Origin of the sequence: Salinispora pacifica DSM 45544 (genome assembly GCF_000378845.1) — a bacterium.
In the GTDB taxonomy this organism is placed as follows: Bacteria; Actinomycetota; Actinomycetes; order Mycobacteriales; family Micromonosporaceae; genus Micromonospora; species Micromonospora pacifica.
The window spans coordinates 1,230,984-1,251,229 of the sequence record NZ_KB905359.1; the positions used below are offsets into that span (position 1 = coordinate 1,230,984).

19 protein-coding genes are annotated in these 20,246 nt (G+C 70.4%); 10 read left to right on the forward strand and 9 right to left on the reverse strand.

The window, feature by feature from the left end; translation table 11 throughout:
• Positions 1 to 191 precede the first annotated feature (191 nt).
• From SALPAC3_RS0105550 to SALPAC3_RS0105560, 3 genes are read right to left on the reverse strand one after another with little or no spacing between them, the layout of a single operon-like run.
• Complete coding sequence (locus tag SALPAC3_RS0105550; protein WP_018220273.1) at positions 192 to 788, reverse strand: GNAT family N-acetyltransferase; 597 nt, start codon at positions 786 to 788, stop codon at positions 192 to 194.
• Positions 785 to 2,314: an APC family permease gene (locus tag SALPAC3_RS0105555; protein ID WP_026185260.1), complete on the reverse strand. Its 1,530-nt coding sequence runs from the start codon at positions 2,312 to 2,314 to the stop codon at positions 785 to 787. Before SALPAC3_RS0105555 ends, SALPAC3_RS0105550 begins: the two co-directional genes overlap by 4 nt.
• 42 nt (positions 2,315 to 2,356) lie before the next feature.
• Entirely contained in the window at positions 2,357 to 2,986 is a 630-nt protein-coding gene (locus SALPAC3_RS0105560) for a GOLPH3/VPS74 family protein (RefSeq protein ID WP_018220275.1), read from the reverse strand.
• Positions 2,987 to 3,128: 142 nt separating this feature from the next.
• Here SALPAC3_RS0105560 and SALPAC3_RS0105565 point away from each other — a divergent pair, with 142 nt between their 5' ends.
• The 3 genes from SALPAC3_RS0105565 to hrpB are packed head-to-tail and all read left to right on the forward strand — an operon-like array spanning position 3,129 to position 6,798.
• Positions 3,129 to 3,971 (forward strand): helix-turn-helix domain-containing protein, encoded by an 843-nt coding sequence (locus SALPAC3_RS0105565; protein ID WP_018220276.1) that lies wholly within the window; start codon positions 3,129 to 3,131, stop codon positions 3,969 to 3,971.
• A gap of 38 nt (positions 3,972 to 4,009) precedes the next feature.
• A complete protein-coding gene (locus SALPAC3_RS0105570; RefSeq protein WP_018220277.1) occupies positions 4,010 to 4,204 on the forward strand; it encodes a DUF397 domain-containing protein in 195 nt (64 codons plus the stop codon).
• 26 nt (positions 4,205 to 4,230) lie between these two features.
• Positions 4,231 to 6,798, forward strand: a complete 2,568-nt coding sequence (hrpB, locus tag SALPAC3_RS0105575; RefSeq protein ID WP_018220278.1) for an ATP-dependent helicase HrpB — start codon at positions 4,231 to 4,233, stop codon at positions 6,796 to 6,798.
• A 3-nt stretch (positions 6,799 to 6,801) separates the two neighbouring features.
• Here hrpB and SALPAC3_RS0105580 read toward each other — a convergent pair whose 3' ends face one another.
• From SALPAC3_RS0105580 to SALPAC3_RS0105590, 3 genes are all read right to left on the reverse strand, one after another.
• Complete coding sequence (locus SALPAC3_RS0105580) at positions 6,802 to 7,527, reverse strand: PP2C family protein-serine/threonine phosphatase (protein WP_018220279.1); 726 nt, start codon at positions 7,525 to 7,527, stop codon at positions 6,802 to 6,804.
• 128 nt (positions 7,528 to 7,655) lie between these two features.
• Complete coding sequence (locus tag SALPAC3_RS0105585) at positions 7,656 to 9,068, reverse strand: NADP-dependent succinic semialdehyde dehydrogenase (RefSeq protein ID WP_018220280.1); 1,413 nt, start codon at positions 9,066 to 9,068, stop codon at positions 7,656 to 7,658.
• A 12-nt stretch (positions 9,069 to 9,080) separates the two neighbouring features.
• Positions 9,081 to 9,344: a DUF6343 family protein gene (locus SALPAC3_RS0105590; protein WP_018220281.1), complete on the reverse strand. Its 264-nt coding sequence runs from the start codon at positions 9,342 to 9,344 to the stop codon at positions 9,081 to 9,083.
• A 184-nt stretch (positions 9,345 to 9,528) separates the two neighbouring features.
• Between SALPAC3_RS0105590 and SALPAC3_RS0105595 the strand changes: the two genes are divergently transcribed.
• On the forward strand, positions 9,529 to 10,128 hold the full coding sequence (locus SALPAC3_RS0105595) for an antibiotic biosynthesis monooxygenase (protein ID WP_018220282.1): 600 nt from the start codon (positions 9,529 to 9,531) through the stop codon (positions 10,126 to 10,128).
• Positions 10,129 to 10,322: 194 nt separating this feature from the next.
• On the forward strand, positions 10,323 to 11,171 hold the full coding sequence (locus SALPAC3_RS0105600) for an SGNH/GDSL hydrolase family protein (RefSeq protein ID WP_018220283.1): 849 nt from the start codon (positions 10,323 to 10,325) through the stop codon (positions 11,169 to 11,171).
• Here the strand turns inward: SALPAC3_RS0105600 and SALPAC3_RS0105605 are convergent.
• Positions 11,140 to 11,973, reverse strand: a complete 834-nt coding sequence (locus SALPAC3_RS0105605) for a hypothetical protein (protein ID WP_033662232.1) — start codon at positions 11,971 to 11,973, stop codon at positions 11,140 to 11,142. The genes SALPAC3_RS0105600 and SALPAC3_RS0105605 overlap by 32 nt on opposite strands.
• Positions 11,974 to 12,493: 520 nt before the next feature.
• Here SALPAC3_RS0105605 and SALPAC3_RS0105610 point away from each other — a divergent pair.
• From SALPAC3_RS0105610 to SALPAC3_RS0105620, 3 genes are all read left to right on the forward strand, one after another.
• Entirely contained in the window at positions 12,494 to 13,414 is a 921-nt protein-coding gene (locus SALPAC3_RS0105610; RefSeq protein WP_018220285.1) for a proteasome assembly chaperone family protein, read from the forward strand.
• A 198-nt stretch (positions 13,415 to 13,612) separates the two neighbouring features.
• Entirely contained in the window at positions 13,613 to 14,410 is a 798-nt protein-coding gene (locus tag SALPAC3_RS0105615; RefSeq protein ID WP_018220286.1) for an exodeoxyribonuclease III, read from the forward strand.
• 212 nt (positions 14,411 to 14,622) lie between these two features.
• A complete protein-coding gene (locus SALPAC3_RS0105620; RefSeq protein ID WP_026185261.1) occupies positions 14,623 to 15,492 on the forward strand; it encodes a sulfotransferase domain-containing protein in 870 nt (289 codons plus the stop codon).
• A 21-nt stretch (positions 15,493 to 15,513) separates the two neighbouring features.
• Here SALPAC3_RS0105620 and SALPAC3_RS0105625 read toward each other — a convergent pair whose 3' ends face one another.
• Positions 15,514 to 16,161: a class F sortase gene (locus SALPAC3_RS0105625; protein ID WP_018220288.1), complete on the reverse strand. Its 648-nt coding sequence runs from the start codon at positions 16,159 to 16,161 to the stop codon at positions 15,514 to 15,516.
• Positions 16,158 to 16,862 carry a hypothetical protein gene (locus tag SALPAC3_RS0105630; protein WP_018220289.1) on the reverse strand — a complete coding sequence of 235 codons (705 nt, stop codon included), beginning with the start codon at positions 16,860 to 16,862 and terminating at the stop codon, positions 16,158 to 16,160. The genes SALPAC3_RS0105625 and SALPAC3_RS0105630 overlap by 4 nt, the downstream gene beginning before the upstream one ends.
• A gap of 89 nt (positions 16,863 to 16,951) precedes the next feature.
• Between SALPAC3_RS0105630 and trmB the strand changes: the two genes are divergently transcribed.
• Together trmB and SALPAC3_RS0105640 are read left to right on the forward strand one after the other, a co-directional pair.
• The gene (trmB, locus tag SALPAC3_RS0105635; RefSeq protein ID WP_026185263.1) at positions 16,952 to 17,653 is read left to right on the forward strand and encodes a tRNA (guanosine(46)-N7)-methyltransferase TrmB; all 702 of its coding nucleotides are present in this window, start codon (positions 16,952 to 16,954) and stop codon (positions 17,651 to 17,653) included.
• A gap of 71 nt (positions 17,654 to 17,724) precedes the next feature.
• On the forward strand, positions 17,725 to 20,235 hold the full coding sequence (locus tag SALPAC3_RS0105640; RefSeq protein ID WP_026185264.1) for a DEAD/DEAH box helicase: 2,511 nt from the start codon (positions 17,725 to 17,727) through the stop codon (positions 20,233 to 20,235).
• Positions 20,236 to 20,246: the final 11 nt, after the last annotated feature.

The following is a 20,246-nucleotide window of genomic DNA, read 5'->3' on the forward strand; positions in this document are numbered from 1 at the left end:
GGGGACGCCCGTTGCCGCGAGAAGTGTTCCGCTCCTCGCCGGACGCACCGAGGGATGAGTTACCCACCTGGACAAGAGGTAACCATGCCGAACCGCCCCGCTCGGCCCGCGCCGGCAGGCGGGAGGCCAGGGCGCGGGCCGAGCGGGGCGGCAGACACCGTCGCCGGGCTTGCCGCCCGGTCACCATGTGGTCAGATCAGCGCCGGCTCCCGCCACATCGGCCAGAACGGCGTGCCGTCGGGCAACCGGAACGGCTCACGTACCTGATAGCCGTGCTTGGCGTAGAGCTCGACGCCCAACTCGCTGGAGGCCTCCAGATATCCGGGCATCCGCTCGGCGTCCAGCCACGCGTGGTGGTGCCGCAGCAACGCACTGCCCACTCCCTGGCCTTGCCGGTCCGGCTGCACGGCGAGGAAGGCGAGATGATGGTGGTCGGGCTGCGGGTGGTTCGCGGCGAAGAGCTCATCGAGGTGAGCGAAGCGATCCCTCCACTCGCCGCACGCCGCCGCGAGCCGGGCATCGTAGTCCGGTGGCGGTGGCGCCGGATTCGCGCCGATCGAGGGAAGCCAGACGGCCACCCCGGTCAGGTCGGTGGTGCCGAAGACCAGGCCGTGCCGCATCGCGTGGTCAACAACGATCTCGAATTGCCCGGCGAGCACCACCTCCCGCTTGCCGGCGTCGGGCACCAGCCAGCGCGACGCGTCGAGCACCAGGAACGCCGCGGCGACCCGCTCCGCGACCAGCTGCGTCCGCTCCGGCCCGAGACGCTCGACACCGATGCCGGTCACCGCCGGGCCTCCGCCCGCTCCGACGCCGCTGTCGGCGGATCGGTCGTCTCCGGCAGGCCCGTGGCGGAGCTCTCCGCGCCGAGCCCGATCCGGGCGTAGATGGCCGGACGGCTGGCCCGCAGGACCAGCCCCCACCCCACGCCCAGCAGCGCGGCCACCAGGTACGCGATCGGGACTCCCCAGCGCAGGGTGTGGTCGGCCGGGACGCCGAGCAGGTCGGCGAAGTTGAGTACCGCCAGGGTGAAGACGCCCAGCAACGCCACCGCGGCGAGCCCGGGTGCCACTGCCCGCCGCCACAGCGACTCCCCCTGGCCATCGCGGGCGAAGTAGGCGATCACCGCGATCGAGGTGGTGGCGATCAACAGCAGCACCCCGAACGAGCCGCTGGTACCGCACCAGAAGAAGAGCTGCACGATCGGGTCCCACCCGTTGACCGCGTACAGCAGGATCACGACCAGGCCGAGAGCGCTCTGGGCGAGGGAGGCCGTGCGAGGGGCGCCGCTGCTCGGCGAGGTCCGCCCGAAGGCCGCCGGCAGCACCCGCTCCCGGCCGAGGGCGAACGCGTACCGGGCGGTGGTGTTGTGGAAGGAGATCATCGCGGCCACCACCGACGTCAGGAACAGCACCTGGCCGATGGTCACGACCGTGTCGCCGAGGTGCTCGGCGGCCAGGTTGAAAATCAGCGCGACACTCTGCTCGCCGGCCTGCTCGAAAATCTGGTCCGGCCCGACCGCGACGGTCATGCTCCACGACGAGAGTGCGTAGATGCCCGCGATGATCGCGATAGACAGGTAGGTGGCCACCTTCACCGTCCGGCGGGGATCCTTGCTCTCCTCGCTGAACACCACCGCCGCCTCGAACCCGACGAAACCGAGGATCGCCAGCACCAGCACCGCGCCGAGGCCGGGGACGAAGAGGTTGTCCGGTGCGAACGCGGCGAAACTGACCTGGCCACCGGCGGGATTGCCCAGCTGGGCAAGGTCGAACACCAGGACCACTGCGATCTCGGCGAGCAGCAGCACCGCGAGGACCTTGCCGTTGATGTCGACCCGAAGCAGCCCCAGCACGGCGACGAACGCCCAGGCGCCGAGGGCCACCAGCCACCACTGCACGCTGACGCCGAAGAGCCGGTCCAGGACCGGCTCGGCGGCGGCGCCGATGGTGCCGTACAGCCCGACCTGCAGGGCGTTGTACGCGATCAGCGCCACCCACGCGGCGCCGACACCGGCCGGACGACCCAACCCGCGGGAGACGTACGAGTAGAAGGCGCCAGCGTTGACGAGCCGGCGTGCCATTGTCACGTAGCCAACTGAGAAGAGGGCGAGCAACGCGGCGATCATGAGGAAGGCCAGCGGGATGCCGAGCACGCCGATGACGCCGTAGCCGGTGGTCACCACACCCGCCACCACGGTTAGTGGTGCGGCCGCGGAAAGGACGAAGAAGACCACCGATGGCACACCGAGCCGGCCACGGGCCAGCGCCTCAGAGACGTTGCTCGGTTTTTCCATGGTTGCTGTCGAGGGCATTACCACTCCGGTTGAGAAACACGAGGGATGTTGTATTCGCGATCACGAGGAACCGCGCAGCACCGCCGCCCCGACAGCGGCCTCGGTCTGTGTCTGCAGTTCCTTCAATGGCAGCGGCAGTGAGGCAACCAGTTCGGTGAACCGGTGCTCGGCTCGGGGTCCGACGCTCCACAACAGCTCCCGGCTCAGGCCCGCCGCGGCGGTCAGCCCGAGTAGCACCGCGTCAGCGAGGGTCGGTGGGGGGTCCGACCGCTCCAGCAGTAACCGCAGGCGGGTCGCCGGCCAGGCTGCCGCGTTCGGATCCACCGGGACATAGCCGACCTTGCTGCGCAGGAGCCGCCGGCTCTCCTGACGACGCAGCACGCCCGCCCGGGACAGCCGCTCCCCCACCGAGGTGGCGGCACTCTGTGCGAGGAAGCTGAGCCAGATTCGCACCGACTGGTGTTGTGACTCGCCGACCAGTTGGTCCAACACGGTATGGGCGAGTGCATCGGCAGGCGGCCGAGTATTGACGACCGAAAGGTCACCACCAGCCACAGTGATATGTCCGCCGAGGATTAATTCACTTAGGAGGCAGCCAGCGAGCCCGAGGCCGGTGGCGGACGGATGTAGCTTCGCCCTACCCCGGGTATCGTTGTGGGCGATCAGGAAGAATTCGTCGGCGACCAGCAACCCGGTCCTCCCACCTGTCTCATCCACAGTGATCGCAACTGGGCAAGAATGCACTGCACCGCGCTGAACTGCAACTCCCAATTAGGAGGGTTGCACTCCGTATTCGTGCGACCTGGGGATCCTGTCGTGACAGACTCGGAGGGTGACCGCGAGCCCGACCGTACGCCGCCGCCGTATCGCCCGTGAACTCCGCCAGCTGCGCGAGCATGCCAACATGACGCTCGACACCGCTGCGCGCCAGCTGGACATGTCCAAGAGCAACCTATCCCGGATCGAGAACGCCCAGATCGGCATCAAGCCGCGCGACGTCCGCGCCGCTCTCGCCCTCTACCAGGTGACTGGCGCCGACGCCGAGGCACTGATCGAGATCGCCCGCGGCGCCCAGCAGCGCGGCTGGTGGCAGAGCTACAGCGACGTCCTACCGGAGTGGTTCGAGTTCTACGTCGGGTTGGAGGCGGAGGCCGCCGCACTGCACACCTACGAAGGCGAGGCCGTACCCGGGCTCCTCCAGACCCAGGCGTACGCGCGAGAGGTCTTCCGGCGCACCGCCGGCGAGGAAGGCCTGGAACGAAAGGTGGCCGCGCGGCTGCGCCGCCAGGAGGTGTTGCACCGCGACAACCCGGTGGAGCTGTCGGTCGTTCTCAACGACGCGGTGCTCTGCCGGCCGGTCGGCGGGAACTCGGTGATGGCCGACCAGCTCGCGCACATCGCGACGGTCGCACAGTTACCGAACGTTACGGTGCAGGTACTACCTTTCTCGGCCGGCGGGCACCCCGCCATGAGCGCGCCCTACGTCATCCTGGCCTTCGCCGACACGGCCGACGCGGCCGTGGTCTACCTGGAAAATCTCACGACAGGCCTGGCTCTGGAGGGGGCGGATCACGTTGCTGGGTATAGCCTGGTGCACGAGGAGCTGCGCCGTCTGGCGCTCGATCCAGCAGCGTCCCAGGCACATCTTTTGGCAGCTTCTCGTAACTTTAAGTAACGCCGGCGAGGCACGCCGGCATTGACGAGGGGTACGTGATGACGGCGCTCGACCGGACTGAGTGGCGCACCAGCAGCCGCAGTGTGGGCAACGGCAACTGCATCGAGATGTCCACATCGACCAACCAGGTCGCAGTCCGGGACAGCAAGGACCGTCACGGCCCGGTGCTCGCCTTCTCCACCCGGGCCTGGCGCGCCTTCGTCGCCGGCATCGACGGGGTACGCGGCGACTGACCCACCGCCGGTGGGACACTCCTGCCGTGTTCTCCGAAGCCCCCACTGACCTGCCGGTCCGGCCGGTGGTACCCGCGGTGCTGGCGGCGCTGCGCGCTACCGGCACCGCGGTGTTGGTTGCGCCGCCGGGCAGCGGCAAGACCACACTGCTCCCGCTCGCCGTGGCCGAGGAGGTGACCGGCCGGGTGCTGGTAGCACAGCCCCGCCGAATGGCCGCCCGCGCCGCCGCGCGCCGGATGGCCGCGCTGCTCGGCGAACGGGTGGGCGAGCGGGTCGGGTACGCGGTTCGGGGCGATCGCCGCGTCGGACCACGCACCCGGATCGAGGTGGTGACGACCGGCCTGCTGGTTCGCCGGCTACACCGGGACCCGGAGCTGACCGGCAGCAGCGCCGTCCTGCTCGACGAGATCCACGAACGGCAGCTCGACGCCGATCTGGCGCTCGCCTTCACGGTGGAGGCGCGGGCCGCGCTCCGCCCGGAGCTGTGGCTACTCGGCATGTCGGCCACCCCCGACTCGGATCGGGTCGCCGCGTTGCTCGGCGGTGACACGCCCGCACCGGTGGTGCAGGCGTCAGCGGCGGCGCACCCGGTGGCCCGGATCTGGGCACCGCCGCCCCGCCCGGTCCTCCCCGCCGGCAGCGGCCGGGTGGATCCGGTGCTACTCGACCATGTCGCGGCCACCATCCGGCGAGCCCTGCGCGACCACGACGGCGACGTGTTGGCCTTCCTCCCCGGTACTGGCGAGATCGCTGCCATCAGCGCCCGACTGGCCGGCCTGCCCGCGGAGGTCGCGGTCCTGCCGTTGCACGGCCGGCAGCGCCCAGCGGAGCAGGACGCCGTGTTGCGGGCACAACCGTTCCGGCTCGGCGCCCCCGACGCCCCACCCCGCGCCAGCTCCGACCGCGACCGTCGGCGGGTGGTGCTGGCGACATCGGTCGCGGAGAGCAGCCTGACGGTGCCGGGGGTACGGGTGGTCGTCGACTCGGGGCTGGCCCGCGTCGCGCGCACGGACCTCGCCCGTGGGCTGGGCGCGCTGGTCACCGTCCCGGTGTCCCGGGCCGCCGCCACCCAGCGGGCCGGTCGGGCCGGCCGGGAGGGCCCGGGACAGGTGTACCGCTGCTGGTCGGCTGCGCACCACGAGCGACTCGCCGCACAGCCGGAGCCAGAGATCGCCACCGCCGACCTCACCCGGTTCGCGCTGGACATCGCGGCCTGGGGCACGCCGGACGGACACGGCCTCGCGCTGCCAGACCCACCGCCGCCGGCCGCGCTCGCCGTGGCCCAGGAGTCTCTCGTCGCGCTCGGCGCGCTTGACGCCGACCGGCGGGTCACCAGCCGTGGCCGGGCGATCGCCGCGGTCGGCACGCACCCCCGGCTGGGCCGCGCCCTGATCGACGGTGCCGCCCAGCTGGGCCCGGACCGTGCGGCCGAGGTGGTCGCCCTCCTCGCCGAGGAGGGGGTTGCCGGCCCCGGGGACGACCTCACCGCCGCGCTGCGACGGCTTCGCTCCGGAACGGACGCCACCGCCACCAACCGCTGGCGAGCCGAGGTACGCCGGCTGCGTACCGCCCTGCCCGCGAGCCCGGCACCGAGGTCGTCGGAGCCCAGCCGCCCCGACGACCTGGCCGCGGGGCTGGTCGTCGGCCTGGCGTACCCGGAACGGCTGGCCCGCGTCCGGCGGCCGGGCGACCCGACATACCTGATGAGTGGTGGGACCGCCGCAACGCTGGCGCCCGGTTCGGCACTGACTGATTCGGTGTGGCTGGCGGTCGCGGTCGCCGATCGGACGCCGGGCGCACCGGCTGCCCGAATCCGACTGGCGGCTCCGATCGACGAGGCGACCGCCCGGTCCGCCGGCGGTTCGCTGCTGACCACGACGCGCGAGGTGGCCTGGTCCGGGACGGATGTGGTGGCTCGGGAGGTGGTCCGACTTGGCTCCCTCGACCTCGTCGAACGCCCGCTCGCCGCGCCCAACCGGGACGAGCTGCGCAACGCGCTCGTGGACGGCCTGCGCCGTACCGGGCTGGGGCTACTGACCTGGTCCCCGGCGGCCCGGGCGTTACGCGAGCGGTTGGCGTTCTGCCACACGGCGCTCGGCGACGAGTGGCCCGAGGTGGACGACGAGGCGCTGCTGGCGGCGGCGCCGGACTGGCTCGCGCCGGAGCTGGCTGGGGCGCGACGACGGGCCGACCTGGCCCGGATTGATGTGCTCTCCGCGCTGCGCCGCCTGCTGCCCTGGCCACTCGCGGCCCGCCTGGACGAAATCGCCCCGGAACGACTCACGGTGCCCAGCGGTTCCCGGATCCGCGTCGACTACACGGATCCGACCACACCGGTGTTGGCGGTCCGGCTCCAGGAGACCTTCGGCTGGCCGGAGGCACCCCGGATCGCTGCTGGTCGGGTCCCCGTCCTGCTGCGACTCCTCTCCCCCGCCGGGCGTCCCGTCGCGGTCACCGGGGACCTGGCCTCTTTCTGGCGGTCCGGCTACCCGCAGGTGCGGGCGGAGCTGCGCGGGCGCTACCCACGGCACTCCTGGCCGGTGGATCCGACGACCGCCGAGCCGACCCGGCGGGCCAATCCGCGCCGCCGCTGAGGCTCACTCCGCCACCAGGTCGGCAACGACTGCGGTGACGTTGTCCGGGCCGCCGGCGTGCAGCGCCAGGTCGATCAACTTTTGGGCGCACTCGGTCCGGTCGGGGTGTTCGGCAAGCACCTCGGTGAGCGTCTCGGGGCGGACCACGTTCGACAGCCCATCGCTGCACAGCAACCAACGATCGCCGGCCCAGGGGACCATCGTCGCGTAGGCCGGGGAGACCTCCTCGCCCTGCAGCGCCTGGGTCACGACCGCTCGCCGGGGGTGGCTACTCGCCTCATCGGGGGTGATGACCCCCTGGTCAACGAGGAGCTGCACGAACGTGTCGTCCCGAGTGATCTGTTTGAGCACGCCCTCGCGGAACAGGTATGCCCGGGAGTCACCGACGTGAGCCAACGCGAGACAGCTGCCCGTTCGGGAAAGGAGCAGGGCGGTCAGCGTGGTACCCATGCCCTGGCGCTCCGGCTCCGCGCTGACGGCCTGCCGGATTCGTGCCGTCCCCACCGCAATGGCCCGCTGCAACGCAGCTACCAGCTCATCTTCCGGGGTCGCCACGTCGATTGGCGCAATCGAACTGATCGCCATCGAGCTGGCAAGATCACCAGCGGCCATCCCACCCATACCGTCGGCGACGGCGACGAGCCAGCTACCTGAGTACAGGGCGTCCTGGTTCCCACTCCGGATCAGCCCACGGTCGCTCATGCCGAACGAACGCAGCTTCAAGGTCATGGGAGGCAGCCTGCCAGGCGGAGCGGCCGTTGTCTCAAGGAGGCACCCCGACCCGGCGTGGCGCGGCGAATCTCACCGCTACCGAGCCCAACGATCATCCGGTTGGCTCGCGTCACCACCCAAGGGCTCTACTCGGCGAGCGCCGCCACCGAATCGGTGCGGCCGTCGCCACCAACCCACACGGTCTTGGTGTTACAGAACTCGCGCATCCCCACCGCGGCCAGCTCACGGCCGTACCCGGAGTTCTTCACCCCACCGAACGGCAGCTCCGGAAAGGACGTGGTCATACCATTGACGAAGACGTTGCCCGCCTCCAGATCGATGACGAACCGCTCCTGCTCCGCCGGGTCCTGGGTCCAGGCGTTCGCACCGAGCCCGAACGCGGTGCCGTTGGCCACCTCGATCGCCTCCTCGCACGACGAGACTCGGTACAGCCCGGCGACTGGCCCGAAGACCTCCTCGGCCCACATCCGCATTTGCGGCGTGAGATCGGCGACGACCGTGGGCGGGTAGTACCAGCCCTCCCCCGCCGGCAGCTCACCCCCGCAGCGGAGGGTCGCACCCTGGTCAACGGCGTCGCGTACCTGGGCGACGATCTCGGCACGGCTTTCTTCGCTGACGAGTGGACCCACGTCGGTGGTCTCCGCCATCGGGTCACCCACCCGCAGCGCGGACATCCGCGCGGCGAACCGCTCCGCGAAGGCGTCGAACACGTCGGTGTGCACGATGAAGCGCTTCGCGGCGATGCAGGACTGGCCGTTGTTTCGGCACCGGGCAGCGGTCGCCACCTCGGCGGCCCGATCCAGGTCGGCCGAGGGCATCACCACGAACGGGTCGCTGCCGCCGAGTTCCAACACGGTCTTCTTCAGTTCACTACCGGCGATCTGGGCGATGACGCGTCCAGCATGCTCACTGCCGGTCACCGTCGCGGCTCGAACCCGCGGATCACGGAGAATGGCCTCCACCGCGTCCGAGCCGACCAGCAGGGTGCTGAACGCCCCCGGCGGAAAGCCGGCCCGACGGAAGAGGTCCTCCAGGTAGAGAGCGCTCTGGGGAACGTTCGAGGCGTGCTTGAGCAGGCCGGTATTGCCGGCCATCAGCGCCGGCGCGGCGAACCGGAGCACCTGCCAGAGCGGAAAGTTCCAGGGCATCACCGCAAGCACCGGCCCGAGCGGCTGGTACCGGACGAAGGCCCGAGCGGCACCGACACCAGCGGCGTCGGCAGGCTCGTCGGCGAGGAACGCCGGCGCCTTCGTCGCGTAGAAGCGGCAGGCGTTCACGCAGACGGCCACCTCGGCCCGGGCAGCGGCGTAGGTCTTTCCCATCTCTGTCGTCACCAGTCGGGCCACGTCGTCGCGCTCGGCCTCCAGCAGGGCGGCGGCCCTGTTGAGCCAGTCACCACGCTCCTCGACGGTCGTGTCTCGCAGTTGCCGAAACGCGTGGGAGCTCCGGCTGATCGCCGCCTCCACCTGCTCGGACGAGATCGGCGCAAACGTCCTCAGCGTCTCGCCGGTGGCCGGGTTGGTAGTGGCGATGGGCATCGCGAACTCCTGTCACTCGAACAACGAATGCCGGGTGCCCGGCTCCTCCCGGCGGCGAGCGCCCCGTCGCCGCTGGATGATCACCAGGTCGACGACGGCGACCACGGCGAAGAGGGCGCATAACACCCCCAACCAGACCACCCCCGCCCGGAACGCCAGCACACCGAAGATCACCATCGTGACCAAGCCGAAGCTGGCGAGCACGAGGCGAAGATTGAGCGCGCTGTAGGCGTGACCGACGGTGCCACGGGCACGCCGGGGCTGCGATCTCGTCATCACCTGGACCTACCCGCCCAGGGCCCGCCTAACCCGGAGCCCGTCCCGGCCAGCGGCATCTCCCAGCCGGTTGTTCCGGCTGTTCGGGCTGGCTGCGGTGAGTCGGCTCACCACCCGGGTTAGTCGCGTTACACCGACGTACCGCGCACCGGCAGATCCGGGTGTCGGCGAGGAACATGGGGACATGACCATGACGCCCGCGATGCCAGTGACCGTCTCAGTCTCCCGACGTACCGACCCCGCTCGGACCCAGGAGATGGTGGCGTGGATGCGCGCCGGTACGGCGTTGGCGGAGGCGTTTCCCGGTTTCCTCGGGGCCGGATGGATCCGCAGCGCCCCCGGATCCGGCGAGTGGCACATGCTCTACCGGTTCGCCGACGACGAGACGCTGCGTCGCTGGGAGGAGTCACCGCAGCGGCACTGGTGGCTGGCCTCAGCGCAGGGCGTCGTCGAGCACACCCAGGTGGAACGCCGGACCGGGGTCGAGGGCTGGTTCTCCCGGCGGGGGCAGGTTGTCGAGCCGGTCAGCGCAGCGCCGACCGCTCCGCCACCGTCGCCGCCGCGTTGGAAGCAGGCGGTGACGATCTGGTTGGCGTTCTTCCCCCTCAGTCTGACCGCGACCCTGCTGACCGGCCGGTTCATGCCCGACGTCCCGGTGCCGGCTCGCGTGCTGCTCATGACATTGACGCTGACACCGCTGATGACGTACGTGGTGTTGCCCCGGATCACCCAGGCCCTCGGCTGGTGGCTGCATGGCCGACCTCCCGCCCGCGGCCCACGATGAGGAGCAACCGCGGACAGCGGTGACGACCGCGACTACCGTCACCGCTATCCGCTATCCGCTATCCGCTGTCCCGCGAGCCGGCGAAAGCCGCAGCGCAGTTCGGTGCTGGATATCCGACACTGTCCGACCGCGGCCCCAACCGCACTCATAGAGTGCCCAGGCAATCACTCGCCACTCGGCCGCCTGGGGAAGCCATGCCTCGACGCTGGGTCACCGCCGTCGTCTGCCTACTCGCGCTCGTTGCACTCGCCTGCGAAAACGGCGGCGGGACCGCACCCAGCCCCAGTCCCGGCTCACCCGGCGCCGAGGCCGGCGGGATCGCCGCCCTCGGCGACTCGATCAGCACCGGCTTCGGTTCCTGCCTGGTGGTGACCCCGTGCGAACGCAACTCCTGGTCAACCGGGAACAGCCTCCGGTTGGGGAGCCACTACCGACGGCTACTCGACCATGATCCGGCGATCCGTGGGCAGGCGTTCAACCACGCTCAGGCGGGAGCCCGGGCGTCCGCGCTCGCCGGCCAAGCGGAGCAGGCGACGCGGGACCGACCGGATCGGATCACCGTGCTCATCGGCGCCAACGACGTCTGTCACGGCGAGGTGGCGGCGATGACCCCGGTGGCGACGTTCCGGAGTCAGGTGGACCGGGGGCTGCAGGTGCTGGGTGCGGAGCTACCGAAGGCGCAGCTGCTGGTGGTAAGCATCCCGGACCTGTACCGGCTCTGGGAGGTGGGGCACACCAACGAACGGGCGGTACGGGCCTGGAGTCTGGGAATCTGCCCGGCCCTGCTCAAGAACCCGACCTCCACCGACCCGGCGGATCGTTCCCGACGAGATGCGGTACGCGAACGGGTCGCCGACTACAACGATCAGCTCGCCGCGGCCTGCACGGCGTACGGCTCCCGCTGCCGCTACGACGACGGCGCCGCCCACCGGCTCCGGTTCACGCTGGACCTGGTCAGCACCTTTGACTGGTTCCACCCCAACCTCGCCGGCCAGGAGCGGCTCGCCGAGGTCACCTGGGCAGCCTGGGGAGGCGTCGCCTGAGTCGGCGGTCCTCCGGGGCAGCACACCGGCAACCCACCCCACTGTGCTGGTGGTACAACGCCCGTGACCGCGCGGCGAGCTCCTTGGTCGCCGAGGAACTCGCCCAGGTGCCCAGGACGATGGCGACCCCCGGCAGCACCTTCGCGACAACCCGCTTGGTGGCCCGCGCACCGGCCATCTGGGCAAGTTGGGCACCGAGGCGGAGCGTCACCTGGCCGGGCGGGACCTGACCGGGCGGAGCCTGACCGGGCGGGACCTGACCGAACGGGGCCTGGCGGGCGCCAGGGCCGAAGAGCGCATCAGCGCGCTCTCGACCGGCGGCCGCCCCGAGCGCAAGCCGTGCGTCGTGCGCGGCCTTGTGCACCTTCTGCAACACCAGCAGGTCAACGGCGCGGTCGGGGTGCGTGGCGTCCAGCCGGTAGGCGGCTGCGACGTGCAACACCATTCGGGCCTGGGTCCAGGCGAGGAGACCCACGTCGATCACCAGGCCGGGCAGGCCCGGCGCTCCGGAGGCCACTTCGGGGAACCGGGCGTGGTTGACGAATCGGCGAACCGCCTGCTCGGCCAGGGCCTCCTCCGGCACCGGCTCGGACTGCTCGGCGCGGACCCGCCGCGCCCACTGAGCCGCCTCCGGGCCTAGTTGGCGCACCGCCGCCAGAGCAAGGTGCTCCGGTGCGTACTGCGGGTCCTCGCGCATCCGGTCCCACAGCCCGGCTGGCGGCTCCGCAACGGCCGGGGCCGCCTCGGCTGTCCGCGGCGGGCGAGCGCCGGGCTGACCATCGGCGGGCGCGGAGTCAGTCACTGTGGACTCCCCGGGGTCTGCGGCTGGGCGGCCTGCTTGCCAGCTTCACCGCTGGCCCGGACACGGTCAACGATGGTGCCCGGGTTGCACGGCGGCCCCCCGGCTGCTGCGGCGCGGCAGGCTCTGCCTTCGCCGCCTTCCTCGATCGATGTTGTCCGCTGGGTGAGTGGAGGAACGCCCCGATCCGGTGGATGTGAGACATGTCGGCCTCCTTCCGTGGTGCTGTATCCAGATGTATCTCGCCGGGACAACCCCGCACCGGCCCACCGAATGCTCCGTCCACCGCGCCTGACCAGTTGGCAAGCGTACGGCGAGTTGACGCCGGTCGTCGCTCACCCCCCCCGGGTCGGCAGGGGCGTCCCGGCGCAGCGAACGCCCATCCTGGCAGGCCCGGCCGGGAGCGCGGACCGGGACCCGGCCCGGGGGCCCGGCGGAATGCCGCGGGACTGCGGGTAGTTTCCCCAACCGGGTGCCGTTCGTGCATGACGGCCCACAGCCACATCCAGGGAGGTCCGCACCGGTGCTCGACCCACACGAGCTCTACGAACTCACCGACGATCTGCCCGACCTCGGGCAGCCCGTCCTGATCCAGGCGCTCTCCGGCTTCGTTGACGCCGGTAACGCCACCCGGTTGGCACGCGAGCAACTACTCACCTCGCTCGACGCGCGGCCGGTGGCACGGTTCGACCTGGACCAGCTCTTCGACTATCGCTCGCGCCGGCCGGTGATGACCTTCGTCGAGGACCACTGGGAGTCCTACGACGCGCCGGCCCTAGAGCTGCACCTGCTCCGGGATGATGCCGACACCCCGTTCCTGCTGCTCACCGGTCCCGAGCCGGACCTGCAATGGGAACGCTTCGTCGCCGCCGTGGCCGGGCTCTCCGCCCGGTTGGACGTCCGGATGACCGTCGGGCTCAACGCCATCCCAATGGCGGTGCCACACACTCGCCCCACCGGCGTCACCGCCCACGCCACCCGACGTGAACTCACCGCGGGCTACGAGCCATGGCTGCAACGCGTGCAGGTGCCGGGCAGCATCGGATACCTGCTGGAGTACCGCCTCGGCGAGCAGGGCCGGGACGCGCTGGGCTTCGCCGCGCACGTGCCGCACTACGTCGCGCAGACCGAGTACCCCGCCGCGGCCGAGGTGCTGCTCGCCTCGGTGTCACGCAGCACCGGGCTCCTCCTTCCCAGCGAGAATCTGCGGGCCGCGACCGAGGCGGTGCGGACGGAAATCGACCGGCAGGTCGCCCAGACCGAGGACGCCGCAGCGCTGGTCCAGGCGCTGGAGGAGCAGTACGACACCTTCACCCGGGGACGCGGCCAACCGAACCTGCTCAACATCGGGGCCGAGGCCCTGCCGACCGCCGACGAACTCGGTGCCGAGTTGGAACGTTTCCTGGCCGAGCAGACCCGCCCCAATGACAACCCCGGCGGCTGAACCGGCCGCCGGCTCCGACGGGTCGCCAAGCCGACCGCAGGGGCCCCCGTCGGAACGTTGAGCCCGATCACCCGCGGCCCGACGGGCCCCGCCAGAGCGCGGGACGGGGAGCGGCACCGAGTGCCCTCCCCGACAGCCCGGCGGCGACACGCCCCGGGCAGGCAGCAGGTCGGCGACAGATCGGGCAGGCTGGGACACATGCGCCTGGCGACGTGGAACGTCAACTCCGTGAAGGCCCGCCTGCCTCGGCTGCTCGACTGGCTGGCGGGCACGAACCCAGATGTCGTCTGCCTCCAGGAGACCAAGTGCCCGGACGGCGCGTTCCCGGTCGCCGAGGTTGGCGCGCTCGGCTACACGGTCGCCAGCCACAGTGACGGCCGGTGGAACGGGGTCGCCATTTTGTCCCGGGTCGGCCTGACCGATGTCACCCTCGGCTTCCCCGACGAGCCGGGCTTCCCCGATCCGGAGGCGCGCGCCCTCGCCGCCACCTGCGCCGGACTACGGGTCTGGTCGGTCTACGTGCCCAACGGCCGAACCCTCGACGACCCGCACTACGCGTACAAGCTGGCCTGGCTCGGCGCACTCCGGGACACGCTGGAGGGCGAACTGACCGGCGACGCACCGTTGGTGGTGTGCGGCGACTTCAACGTGGCCCCCACCGACGCGGATGTCTGGGATCCGACCCTGTTCACCGGCTCCACCCACGTCACGCCCGCCGAACGAGCCGCACTCGCGGCGCTACGCGATCTGGGCCTCGCCGACGTCGTGCCAACCCCGATGAAGGGCCCGCACCCGTTCACCTACTGGGACTATCGGGCCGGGATGTTCCATCAGAACAAGGGCATGCGGATCGACCTGGTGTACGCCTCGGCTCCGTTCGCCCGCGTCGTCCGGGCCGCATACGTGGACCGGGAGGCCCGCAAGGGTAAGGGCCCCTCGGACCATGCTCCGATCGTCGTGGACGCCGACCTTGTCCCGGTGGTGGAGGCGTTCTGAGTACCCGGGCGGCGACAATTCATGCCACACTCTGCGTTACTAGTCAATCACCAAGGGTAGCATTGACTTTAATTGGACCGTCGGGGATATTCCTAGTGGCACGTTGACATACCGGGATGGGAACGGTTAGATCCCGGGATTCGACCAACACCACCACCCCTACAATAAGCCCAGAGCTCCCCCACCCTGAAGGCGCAGACAAGGCTTCGATAATGCTCAATCGAACAATAGAGTTCGCCAAGCAACACTCACCCAATTTGACGCGCCGGATGGCACGCCGCGTACAGCTCGAGGCCCACAATGCGAGAAAGCGGCTCCTCGTCCCGGTGGTCAGTCGGTGCGAGTTCGACAACATCTACCACTGCACGGTACACAAGACGGGTAGCCAGTGGATCAAAGCCCTGTTCAGCGACCCCACCGTCTACCGCCACTCCGGCCTGCTCCCCTACGACCCACGCTTCTACAAGCGACGCAAGCTACCCGTCATTCCACCCGGCCGGGCAGGTCTGGCCCTATTTCATTCTTACCCGCGCTTCAAGAAGATTTCAAAACCCGGCACCTATCGCGCCTTCTTCGTAATTCGCGACCCACGCGATATCGTCATTTCAAGCTACTTTTCGCTGCGCAACTCACATGCCCCCATGGGCGACATCCTCCAGGCACGGAAAACACTGCAGGAAATTCCGATGAAGGAAGGGTTACTTTACGTCATCGAACGCCACTCCAAGCGGAACCTCTTCAAGCAACTCCGGTCGTGGGCGGCCGCCCCGAGCTCCGAGACCTTCCGGCTGTTCCGCTACGAGGACCTGACCGGTGAGCGGCAGGCGGAGGAGGTGGACCAGCTGATGCGGCACTGCGGGATCACCCTGCCCGCCACCGAGCTGGAGGCCCTGTTGTCCCGCTACAGCTTCTCCAGGATGCGGAAGGATCGGGAAACCGCGGGTAAGGTTTCCCACTACCGAAAGGGCAAAGCTGGCGACTGGCGTAACCACTTCGACGACGAGGTCTACGCGGCTTTCACCGCGGCGACCGGAAACCTCGTGGAGCTCCTCGGCTACCCGGCCCGCGACGCGGTTTCCTGACCGGATCACCGGGCCCGGGTCTCACGTCATCGTGGCGAAAGCGATGACGTTGTCGGCGTAGCCGGTGCGGCCCCCCACCCAGGCTCCACCACAGGTGATCAGGCGCAGCACGGCCGGCCCGGAGTCGCCGTACACCCGTTCGGCGGGAAGCTGGTCCTTGGGGAAGCGCTCCACCGAGTCGACCCGGAATCCCACCACCGAGCCGTCGGCCCGGGTCACCTCGATCGGGTCACCGGGACTCAGCCGGTGCAGGTCAACGAAGACCGACGGACCGTCCCTGGTGTCCACGTGACCGACGATGACCGCCGGTCCCGGCTCGCCGGGGACCGGTCCCCGGTCGTACCAGCCGGTCTCGTGTGCCCGCTCCAACGGCGGGACGGCGATCGAGCCGTCCCGGGCCTGCCCCACCGGCGCGATCGGCGCGGCGACACCGATCACGGGTACGGCGAGGCGGACCGGCCGGCTGGTGGCTGGTTCCGGCCCGGCCCCACCGGCGGGTCGGTCCACGTCTGCCGTGCTCGCCCACTCCAGGGAGCCGGTGGTCCGGCCCAGCCCGGCACCCGTGGCGAAGACCCCCACCAGCACCAGCAGCACGGCCAGCGGTACGACCCACGGGCTACGCCGGCCCGCCGGTCGGCGGGCCGTGCGGACCGCACGGGCCCTGGTCATCGGCGGGCAGCCCCGCGGAGTCGGCGGAGGGACACCAGCCACACCACCAGACCCGCCACGGTCAGCCCGACCCCGACCGGTAGCAGCAGCTCCGCGGAGAAGTTGCTGCCGGAGCCGCCGAACCCGGTAGCCGGGCCACGACTGGGCGTGACGGACTTGACGACCTGAAGCATCGTTGTCGCGGTCTCACCGCCGCGGCACTCCAGTTTGACCCGGTAGCTGCCGGGCAGGGTTCGCTCCCGCACCCTCGCCGTCGCGGTCAACAGCCCATTGTCCGGCTTCACCTGGACGCGGCCGAAGGCGTCGGACCAGACGTTTGCCGGGATGGAGTTGTCCCGGCAACTCGCCCGGATCCAGACCAGGTAGCCGGCCTTCACCGTGCTCGGGCTTACCTCAACGAAGACGGTCGACGGCTTCGGTCCCTCGGGCTGCATGGGTGCGGCAACCGGGCGGAGTGCTGCCTCGGGAGTCGACGCCGCGACGGGGGAGGACCAGGCCGATGCCGGCCCGGCAGCAGCCGGTCCGGCCGACACCACCTGGGCTGAGGCTGGCCCGGCCGTCGCGTTCGCGACCCCGACCGCGAGCACCAGGCCGACGACGACCGCGAGCAGTGGGCCGACGACCGCGACCGCGACCATCGCCACCAGGCCCCCGCGGGTCCCCTTCACCACAGCCCCCTCCCGACCCGGCTGGGCGGCCATGCACACCCGGCCTGTCGCACGGGGAATCCGACATCCCCGTCGCACATCACATCCGATTCGACGCGGTCCTCGCGTACGCTCGGATCGCTGTGACCATCACCGACTCTCACCCCACCGCTCCCGCGCGGAGCATCCGGACCTTTCACCCGCGACGCGGCCGGATGTCGCTGCGCCAGACCAGCGCGTTGCGACAGCTGTGGCCGCGGTACGGCCTGACCGTCCCGGAGGTGCCCGGCACGCCGGTGGAGCCGGCTGTCCTGTTCCCGCGCCGGGCGCCCCTGGTGTTGGAGATCGGTTCTGGGATGGGCGACGCCACCGTGGCGATGGCCTCCGCCGATCCGGACCGAGACTATCTGGCGGTCGAGGTGCACACGCCGGGAATCGCCAACCTCCTCGACCTGGTGGAGCGGCAGTCCCTGAGCAATGTCCGGATCGCCGAGGGCGACGCGTTGGACCTGGTCAGCGCTCTGCCCGTCGGCTCACTCGACGCGGTGCACGTCTTCTTTCCGGACCCGTGGCCGAAGGTCCGCCACCACAAACGGCGCCTCATCCAGCCCGATCACGTCGCCCTGCTGCGCTCACGATTGGCGACCGGCGGCGCGCTGCACTGCGCGACCGACTGGGCCGAGTACGCGGAGGCGATGCGGCGGACCCTGGACGCCGATCCGGGGCTGGCGAACCCGCACGACGGCTTCGCACCCCGTCCCGCGCACCGCCCGGTGACGAAGTTCGAGCGCCGCGCCCTGGCTGCCGGCCGACCGGTGGCCGACCTGATCTACCACCGCCGCTGAGCCCCCACGGGACGCCGATGACCGGCCCGGTTGGCGCGGGCGGTGATGGTCGGGGCACCATGGACCCCGCCATGACACTTACCGCCGCGCTGCCGGCCAGCGCCGACCCCGACACCCTGTACGACGCGTTCGCCGGTTGGGCGTCCGAGCGCGGCCTCGATCTCTATCCGCACCAGGAGGAGGCGGTCATCGAGATCGTCTCCGGCGCGAACGTGATCATGAATACGCCGACCGGGTCCGGCAAGAGCCTGGTCGCGATGGCGGCGCACTTCGCCGCGCTCGCCGACGACCGGACGACCTTCTACACGGCCCCGATCAAGGCGCTGGTGTCGGAGAAGTTCTTCGCGCTGTGCGAGGTGTTCGGGGCCGACAACGTCGGCATGCTCACCGGCGATGCCAGCGTCAACCCGGACGCGCCGGTCATCTGCTGCACCGCGGAGATCCTGGCCAACCTCGCGCTGCGGGAGGGCACCCGCGCGGACGTCGGCCAGGTGATCATGGACGAGTTCCACTTCTACAGCGAGCCGGATCGGGGCTGGGCGTGGCAGGTGCCGCTGATCGAGCTGCCACAGGCACAGTTCATCCTGATGTCCGCCACGCTCGGGGACACCACCCGGTTCGTCGCCGACCTCACCCGCCGCACCGATCGCCCGACCGCCGTCGTCCAGACGGCCGAACGCCCGGTCCCTCTCCTCTTCTCGTACGCCACGACGCCGATGCACGAGACCCTGGAGGAGCTACTGGAGACCCGCGAAGCCCCGGTGTACGTCGTACACTTCACCCAGGCGGCGGCCCTGGAACGGGCCCAGGCGCTGATGAGCGTCAACGTCTGTACCCGGGCCGAGAAGGACATGATCGCGGCGGCGATCGGGAACTTCCGCTTCACCTCCGGCTTCGGCAAGACCCTGTCCCGGCTGGTCCGACACGGCATCGGCGTGCACCACGCGGGGATGCTGCCCAAGTACCGCCGTCTGGTCGAGACGTTGGCCCAGGCCGGGCTGCTCAAGGTCATCTGCGGCACGGACACCCTCGGGGTCGGCATCAACGTACCGATCCGCACCGTGCTCTTCACCGGGCTGTCGAAGTACGACGGAACCCGGACCCGCCTCCTCAAGGCCCGCGAGTTCCACCAGATCGCCGGCCGTGCCGGACGGGCCGGCTTCGACACCCTCGGCCGGGTCGTGGTGCAGGCACCCGAGCACGTCATCGAGAACGAGAAGGCCCTGGCGAAGGCCGGCGACGACCCGAAGAAGCGCCGCAAGGTCGTCCGAAAGAAGCCACCGGAGGGGTCGATCGGCTGGGGCAAGCCCACCTTCGAACGCCTGGTCGAGGCCGATCCGGAGCCCCTGGCCTCCAGCTTCCAGGTCAGCCACGCCATGCTGCTCAACGTCATCGGCCGCCCCGGCGACGCGTTCGCGGCGATGCGACACCTGCTCACCGACAACCACGAGGACCGCGCCGCCCAGCGCCGGCACATCCGCCGCGCCATCGCCATCTACCGGGCGCTGCGGGCCGGTGGGGTCGTCGAGGAACTACCCGAGCCGGACGAGTCCGGCCGACGGGCTCGACTCACCGTCGACCTCCAGCTCGACTTCGCCCTCAACCAGCCGCTGTCGCCCCTCGCCCTCGCCACAATCGAGCTCCTCGACCGCGAGTCCCCGGCCTACGCCCTGGACGTGCTCAGCGTGATCGAGTCGATCCTCGACGACCCGCGCCAGGTGCTCTCCGCACAGCAGTTCAAGGCCCGCGGTGAGGCGGTCGCCGCGATGAAGGCCGAAGGCATCGAGTACGAAGCCCGCCTCGAACTGCTCGACGAGGTCACCTGGCCCAAGCCCCTCGCCGAGCTACTGGACAACGCCTACGAGATGTACCGCCAGGGGCACCCCTGGGTGGCCGACCACCAGCTCTCCCCCAAGTCCGTCGTCCGGGACATGTACGAGCGGGCGATGACCTTCGGCGAGTATGTACAGTTCTACGGGTTGACCCGATCCGAGGGCCTCGTCCTGCGGTACCTCGCCGACGCGTACAAGACGCTCCGGCACACCGTCCCCGAGGATGCCAAGACCGAGGAGCTGATCGACCTCATCGAGTGGCTGGGCGAACTGGTCCGCCAGGTCGACTCCAGCCTGATCGACGAGTGGGAGCGGCTGCGCAACCCCTCCGACGTGGACGAGGTCGCCGTCGCCCTGGACGACCAGCCAACGGCGGTCACCCGCAACACCCGGGCCTTCCGGGTGTTGGTCCGCAACGCCCTGTTCCGTCGGGTGGAGTTGGCCGCCCTGCATCGCTGGCACGAGTTGGGCGAGCTGGACAGCGCCGCCGGCTGGGACGCCGCCGCGTGGGAGGACGCCCTGGAGCCGTACTTCGAGGAGTACCCGGAGATCGGCATCGGGCCGAACGCCCGCGGGCCGGCGCTGCTACTGATCGAGCAGGGCAGCGCGACCTGGACCGTACGCCAGATCCTGGACGACCCCGAAGGTGACCACGACTGGGGAATCAGCGCCGAGGTGGACCTCGCCGCCTCCGACGAGGCGGGCGCGGCGGTCCTCCGGATCACCGAGGTCGGACAGCTCGGCGGCTGACGCCCGGCCGG